Source organism: Streptomyces atratus (assembly GCF_040655115.1).
Lineage (GTDB): Bacteria > Actinomycetota > Actinomycetes > Streptomycetales > Streptomycetaceae > Streptomyces > Streptomyces atratus_D.
This window is the reverse complement of sequence record NZ_JBFAJH010000108.1, coordinates 1-6,683: the sequence shown is the minus strand read 5'-3', so window position 1 is coordinate 6,683 and position 6,683 is coordinate 1. Positions and strand designations below refer to the sequence as shown.

The 6,683-nt window shown below is 69.1% G+C and carries 5 protein-coding genes; 2 read left to right on the top strand and 3 right to left on the bottom strand.

The genetic code is table 11. The features are described 5' to 3' along the window. Positions 1 to 191: 191 nt before the first annotated feature. Together AB0I23_RS40815 and AB0I23_RS40810 are read right to left on the bottom strand one after the other, a co-directional pair. Positions 192 to 1,430, bottom strand: coding sequence for an MFS transporter (locus AB0I23_RS40815; protein WP_359118264.1), 1,239 nt, complete (start codon positions 1,428 to 1,430; stop codon positions 192 to 194). A 750-nt stretch (positions 1,431 to 2,180) separates the two neighbouring features. Further along, complete coding sequence (locus tag AB0I23_RS40810; protein ID WP_359118268.1) at positions 2,181 to 2,672, bottom strand: GNAT family N-acetyltransferase; 492 nt, start codon at positions 2,670 to 2,672, stop codon at positions 2,181 to 2,183. Between the two features lie 52 nt (positions 2,673 to 2,724). Here AB0I23_RS40810 and AB0I23_RS40805 point away from each other — a divergent pair, with 52 nt between their 5' ends. Continuing rightward, entirely contained in the window at positions 2,725 to 3,303 is a 579-nt protein-coding gene (locus tag AB0I23_RS40805) for a TetR/AcrR family transcriptional regulator (RefSeq protein ID WP_359118262.1), read from the top strand. On the opposite strand, the gene AB0I23_RS40800 is transcribed toward AB0I23_RS40805, so the two are convergent. After that, positions 3,282 to 3,494 carry a hypothetical protein gene (locus AB0I23_RS40800; protein WP_359118260.1) on the bottom strand — a complete coding sequence of 71 codons (213 nt, stop codon included), beginning with the start codon at positions 3,492 to 3,494 and terminating at the stop codon, positions 3,282 to 3,284. The two genes, AB0I23_RS40805 and AB0I23_RS40800, sit on opposite strands and share 22 nt — an antisense overlap. Before the next feature lie 71 nt (positions 3,495 to 3,565). Between AB0I23_RS40800 and AB0I23_RS40795 the strand changes: the two genes are divergently transcribed. Next, complete coding sequence (locus tag AB0I23_RS40795; protein ID WP_436847077.1) at positions 3,566 to 6,343, top strand: SpoIIE family protein phosphatase; 2,778 nt, start codon at positions 3,566 to 3,568, stop codon at positions 6,341 to 6,343. The last annotated feature ends 340 nt before the right edge of the window (positions 6,344 to 6,683 follow it).

Sequence of the window (6,683 nt, the reverse complement as noted above, 5' to 3'; positions counted from 1 at the left end):
AGATCGCCTCGCGTCACCCCGGATGTCTACCGTCCCGAGCCACTCCGGCGGAGCGATTTGACCCAACAGTGATCTGAACCTGGAACACGCCCTAGTTGCCAGTTATGGGACCACAAGCGCGCCGCGTTCGGTGGTGGCGGTCGGCGGCGGCCAGGTCACCGCCGATCTGGCAGGTCGATCGATCTGGAGGGTCATGGGGTGGCGGCTCGCCACGCGGGATGTAATGCGGGATAGAGGCTGACCAGGAGATAACCAGCCGCGATCACGAGCAAAGCCGTGGTGAGGCTGGTCATGGCGACCAGCAGGCCAGCGCCGAAAATACCCACCGGCACCGCGGCCACAACCGCGGCCATGATCGCGCCGGACACGCGTCCCCGGAGTTCCGAGGGAATACGGCTGAACTGGACGGCGGTCAACAGCGGGTTCACTGGTCCAGCAGCGATGCCGGCGAGAGCCATGGTGACGACAAGCGTGGGAGTTCCGGGCATCGCAGCGATGACGAAGAACTTCGGGGCCCCGGAAATCAGCAACGCGCCGGTCAGGATTACGTGCCGGGGGAACTGATGCCCAACTGCACCGAACAGGACCGCGCCCGCCAGGGCGCCGGCGCCGAAGGCGGCGACCGAAAGCCCCAGGGCGAGCGGGTTGTCGAGCACCTGCTCGGCCAAGGTGGGCAGCAGCACGGTGAACAGGGCGTTGTCGGCCATGTTGGCGAACATGAACACCACGAGGATCCGGGGCAGCAACGTGTCCTCGCGGATGAACCGCAGCCCTTCCCTGAGCTCCGCGAAGTACCGTGACGTGCCTTTCGACAGGTGCGGAGCCTTGCGAGGCGACGCCCGGGGCACAGTCAGTCCCACGATCAGGGCCGATACCAGGAAGCTGGCCGCATCCATGTACAGCACAAGGATTGGCCCGAGAGCTGCGACGAGCACGCCGCCGAGTAATCCGCCGGTGAGCTGGGCGACACGCATCACTGTCTCGTGCGCGCTCATCGCCCGTTCCAGCCGCATACCGCCGGCTTCGGCCAGGTCGGGCATGAGGGAGCGGCGGCCTGTTGTGCCTGGAACGTCGAGCATCGAGCCGGCGAACGTGAGGACCAGCAACAGCCAGAACGACAGGTGGCCCAGCATGTACAGGACCGGGATCGCGGCCACCGTCACGCCGCTGGCCAGGTCGGCCAGGACACTGCTGCGGATGAATCCCATGCGGTCCACCAGGGGGCCGACGAAGATCCCGGCCAGCACCACGGGAACGAAGTAGGCGACCCCGCTCAGCCCGGCCCGTGCGGGATCACCGGTGGTGTCCAGCACGAACCAGGGAATCGCGATCAGGGCGATCCGGTTTCCCGCGACCGACACCACCTCGGCTGCCAGGACAGCGCCAAGCGCTCGCCGTGCCGCAGCCGTTGACGTGGCTGAAGAAGTCATCTGGTTGTCGGCTCCGACCCATGATGGTGGCCTGGTCAGTCGGAAAGTACCAGTCCATGGGGTCGGGCTGCCTACCGAAGTGCCCGCAGATACGCCGCTGCCGCCTGGTCATCCTGGCGACGGTGTGCTCGGCCATCCGATCGTGGTCGTTCGGCCTGATCCGCAGTCGGCCGAACCGCAGGATCACCGACTTGCGCACGTTGCCGCCGTTGTTGGGCGCCACGCCGTGCCACAGGCTCCAGTCCGCAGCCCGGGCGGGTGAGGTGCTGTGCCTGAACGTGGAGGACCCTGTACCCGGCGGTCGAGCGCGGCAAGATGACCGAATGGATCCACGGCAGTCCGGTAGCGCCCAGTTGTTTCCCCGCCTGATTTCCCGCCGAACCCGCGGCCCGCTGTTCTTGACTGGTCGTAAGGCTCCGGTCGGCACGGCGACGCCGGACGTGTGCCCGGAGACGGCCCGGGCCCGGCTCTCCTACCGCCGGGCCCGAGGAGATCTTCGAGGAGAACACGCGGCTGCTGGACAACCCGCCCGCCTCGGCCGAGGACTTCGAGAGCCTGGACGGGTCCTGTACCTGCTCCGCCCCAGTGCCCCCACGCACGATGCCGAGGGCGGCACCTCAACGCCGATGCTGCTGGCTGGCTCAGTCTCCGCGCGATCCCTGGAGCGGTATGTCCGGCACGTCGCCCAGCGCGACCCGGCCGCGCGCCGCCGGGGCTCAACCGGCACCGCAGTGGCCTGTCAGGGGGCTGCTACAGGCGGCGCTGCCAGGTCTGGCCGACAAGGTCGTGTGCGAAGCTGTGGTGGGGTTCCTCGGCGACGAGTTCGAAGCCGTGCTTCTGGTAGATGCGCCGGGCCGAGCCGAGCACGTCGTTGGTCCACAGGGTGATCGCCTCGTACCCGGCCTCACGCGCGAAGCGCAGGCACTCCTCGACCAGGCGGGCTCCCAGGCCCAGGCCGCGCGCCTTCGGATCGACGAGCAGCAGGCGCAGCTTCGCGGTCCGGTCGTCTGCACGGACACAGAAGACGCATCCGGCCCGTACCCCGTCGACCTCAGCAATCCAGGCCGCCTGCGGCCCGGGCTCCTTCTCGTCGGCGTAGTCGGCGACGATCCGGCCGACGAGTGCCTCGAAACTGGTGTCCCAGCCGAATTCCCGGTCGTAGCACTCGCCGTGCGCCATCACCACCCAGCCCAAGTCGCCGGGCTGGCCCAGCAGCCGGATGGCCACCTCACGCTCCGCCATCATGTCCTCACTCACATTTCTACTGAAACGACTGTTTCAGTAGGCTAGCCCGGTGACCCGATCCGAAACAAACCCCTCCCCTCGCCGCCAGGAGCTGCTGGAGGCGGCCTACGCCTACGCCCTGCGCAGCGGCCTCGGCGAGCTGTCCCTGCGTCCCCTCGCCGAGGAGATCCACTCCAGCCCGCGCGTGCTGCTCTACCTGTTCGGGAGCAAGGACGGCCTGATCCGCGCCCTGCTCGCGCGGGCCAGAGCCGACGAGATGGTCGTCATCCAGCAGATCGCCGACTCGCAGGATGAGCCCGAAGGGCTGCAGTCGGTCGCCCGAGAGCTGTGGCGGTGGCTGTCCGACGACGCCCACCGTGGCCTGCTGACGCTGTGGGTCGAGAGCTATGCCCGCTCCCTCATCGACCCGGACGGGCCGTGGGCCGGCTTCGCCCGCGACACGGTCGGCGACTGGCTGACGCTGCTCGCCACTGGCCAGCCCGCCGAGCTGCGCGACACCGAGGCCGCACTCGCGCAGCGCTCCCTCGTGCTCGCCGTCCTGCGAGGGGCGCTGCTGGACCTGCTCGCCACCGGCGATGCCGCGCGCACCACCGCGGCGGTGCACCTTCAGTTGGCCGCGTTGAGGTGACGCGGGCCGGCCTCGATCACGCGGGGGCGCGGTGGCCTCGCCCCCGGGGTTACGCGGCCGGCAACCGTCGCCGCCCGGGCGGCCAGGTCGAAGCCGGCGGGCAGGTGGCTGTACGAGGGCGGCTGCGTGCCCGACCTCGTCATGTGCTCCACCGCCCGACGGGCCCGCGAGACGTGGGGACTGGTGCGCATCCCCCTTCCTGACATCGGTCTGTGACCGTGTGATCGTTCCAGGGTTTGAAGAGAAAGCGCAAAATTAACTTATGCGCGGATTTCGCATCCGATCCAGTTCTTCCCCGGACGCACCGTTCTTGGACACTGGCGCTCGCAGCCGACGAAAAGGGTCGCCTTCGGTGCTGAGTGTCCGCAGCGTCGTCGGCCAGATGTTCGTGCTGCAAGTGGTGGTCGTGGTGCTCCTTGCCATCGGGGCTGTCGTGATGCTCACGCTGGCGGCCCAACGCGAGAGCACCCGCGCGGCCGGCAATCAATCACTCGCTGTCGCGCAGGGCCTTGCCAGCTCTCCGGGGCTCGTGGATGCTCTGAGGTCACCCAACCCCACCACAGTGCTGCAGCCGCGGGTCGAGGAGGCCTGGAGGGGCTCCGGCGTGGACTTCCTGGGCGTTCTGAACCGGGACGGAATCTACTACGCCCTTTCCTCCAGTGCGGGTCACCCCGGGAGCCACACCGCTACGGACATGGCTCCCTTGCTGGCCGGCCGAACCGTACGGGAGGAAGGTGTTGGCTCTCTCGGCCCTCAGATCCGGGCCTATGTTCCCATCAAGGAACCGAATGGTTCGGTAATCGGCGCGGTCGGCGCCGGGATCACGATTGAGCACGTCAGCGCCATGGTCACAGCGCAGTTGCCCGCCGTGGTGGGCGCTGCGGTCGGCGCGGTGGCCGTCACCACGGGCGGAGCGGCGGTGCTCAGCCGACGGCTGCTGCGCCAGACCCGCGGCCTCGGCCCGGCCGAGATCACGCGAATGTACGAACACAACGACGCGGTGTTGCACTCGGTGCGGGAGGGCGTGCTCATCATCGGTGGCGACGGCCAGCTGCTGCTGGCCAACGACGAGGCACGGCGACTGCTGGACCTGCCCGCGGACGCGGAGGGGCGCCATGTCACGGCCCTCGGCTTGGAACCGTCCATGGCCGCATTGTTGATCTCCGAGCGAGGGGCGACCGACGAGGTGCGTCTGGCGGGCGACCGTCTGCTGGCAGTGAACGTGCGGCCCACCGCCCCCTACGGAGGGCTTGCCGGGAACGCGGTAACGCTACGGGACACCACCGAGCTACAGGCGCTTGCGGGCAGGGCGGAAGCGGCCCGGGGGCGTTTGAAACTGCTCTACGAAGCCGGGGTGCGGATCGGCACCACACTGGATGTGGCACGCACCGCCCAGGAACTCGCCGAGGTGGCGGTCCCGCGCTTCGCCGATGTCGTCACCGTCGAGCTGCTGGAGCCTGTCCTGCGGGGCGACGAGCCCCCCGAGGGGAGTACCGAAATGCGGCGCGCGGCCGCCAGCGGCGTCCGGCAGGACTCGCCGTTCCACCCGGTGGGTGAGCTCATCACATTCACACCCATCAGTCCGATGGCGTCGGACGCGGCGAGCGGCCAGGCAGTCCTCGAGGTCGACTTGCGCGCGGCCGACAGCTGGCAGGCCCAGCATCCCGAGCAGGCCCGGCAGGTCCTGGACTACGGCATCCACTCGCTGATCAGCGTCCCGCTGCGGGCCCGCGGCGTGGTGCTGGGGCTGGCCGACTTCTGGCGTGCGGAGACCCTTGAGGCCTTCGGAGAGGAGGATCGGTCCTTTGCCGAGGAGCTGGCCGCCCGGGCGGCGGTGGCCATCGACAACGCCCGTCGCTACACCCGCGAGCGCACCATGGCTGTCACCCTGCAGCGCAGCCTGCTGCCGCGGGAGCTGCCTGTACTGAGCGCCCTGGAGGTCTCCCACCGCTATCTGCCCGCACAGGCGGGAGTGGGCGGGGATTGGTTCGACGTCATCCCGCTGCCCTGCACCCGGGTGGCCCTGGTGGTCGGCGACGTCGTCGGTCACGGGGTGCACGCTGCGGCCACCATGGGCCGACTGCGCACCGCTGTGCACAACTTCTCCGCCCTGGACATGGCCCCTGACGAGCTGCTGGCCCACCTGGATGAGCTGGTCGCCCGAATCGACGCCGACGAGGCCGCCGCCGAGGAGGAGGGGCAGCAGATCACCGGCACCACCTGCCTGTACGCGATCTACGACCCGGTCTCCGGTGTGTGCACCATCGCACGCGCCGGCCAGTTCGGTCCCGCCCTGGTCCAGCCCGACGGCACCGTCACCTTCCCCGACATCCCCGTCTCACCACCCCTCGGCCTCGGTGGCACTCTCCCGTTCGAAACCGCCACACTGCGGCTGCCCGAGGGCAGCCGGCTGGCCCTGTTCACCGACGGGCTGATCGAGGACCGCAACCGCGACCTCGACACCAGCCTGGACCTCCTGCGGGACGCCCTGTCCCACCGCGACCGCACCCTGGAACAGACCTGTCAGGACGTCATCGACGCCCTCCTGCCCGAACGCCCCCGCGACGACGTCGCCCTGCTCATCGCCCGCACCCGGCTGCTGAACCCCGACCAGGTCGCCAACTGGGACATACCCTCCGATCCACGGGCCGTCTCCCGCGTCCGCACTGACGTCGCCCGTCGGCTGGAGACCTGGGGCCTGGACCGTCTGGCCTTCACCACCGAATTGATCGTCAGCGAGCTGGTCACCAACGCCATCCGGTACGGCGCCCAGCCCATAAGGCTGCGCCTGCTGCACGACAGCAACAATCTGATCTGCGAGGTCGCCGACGGCTCCAGCACCTCGCCGCATCTGTGCCGAGCGGCGGCCACCGACGAGGGCGGCCGGGGACTGTTCCTGATCGCCCAGTTCGCTCGGCGCTGGGGCACCCGGTACACCGCCCACGGCAAAATCATCTGGGCAGAGCAGGCCTTGCACGAAGGAGCCACAGCACCCGGCACCGACCCGGCCGACATCCTCCTTGACCAGTGGGACGAATGAGCAGGCCCAGCCGCACAGGCGACAGCAGTCGCCTCGTCATGCGGCCCGCCGCAGTAGCGGCACCCGCCCGTGTCCTGATTCGCCACGGTCTGGCTCCGCACGTCGAACGGACGGTCCCGCCCACAGCGGCACCGAAGCCCGCAAAACCGCCTGCCGTCCCCGTGACAGGGCCGGGTGCCGGGCGGAGATCGGACAGGAGAGCACCGGTTTCTGCCATACCCCGAAATCCAATCGCCTACGCGTACACCCGGTCCCTATTAGTTACGTGGAATCACACGCCGCGGGATGCAGCTCGTATTCTGCGGCGTCCCCACGTACTGAGGAGATCCGTTGGGCAGCG

Coding starts and splice junctions, on each gene's coding strand:
- AB0I23_RS40815 (WP_359118264.1), bottom strand. CDS start 1,430: ATGACTTCTTCAGCCACGTCAACGGCTGCGGCACGGCGAGCGCTTGGC.
- AB0I23_RS40810 (WP_359118268.1), bottom strand. CDS start 2,672: ATGGCGGAGCGTGAGGTGGCCATCCGGCTGCTGGGCCAGCCCGGCGAC.
- AB0I23_RS40800 (WP_359118260.1), bottom strand. CDS start 3,494: ATGCGCACCAGTCCCCACGTCTCGCGGGCCCGTCGGGCGGTGGAGCAC.
- AB0I23_RS40795 (WP_436847077.1), top strand. CDS start 3,566: ATGCGCGGATTTCGCATCCGATCCAGTTCTTCCCCGGACGCACCGTTC.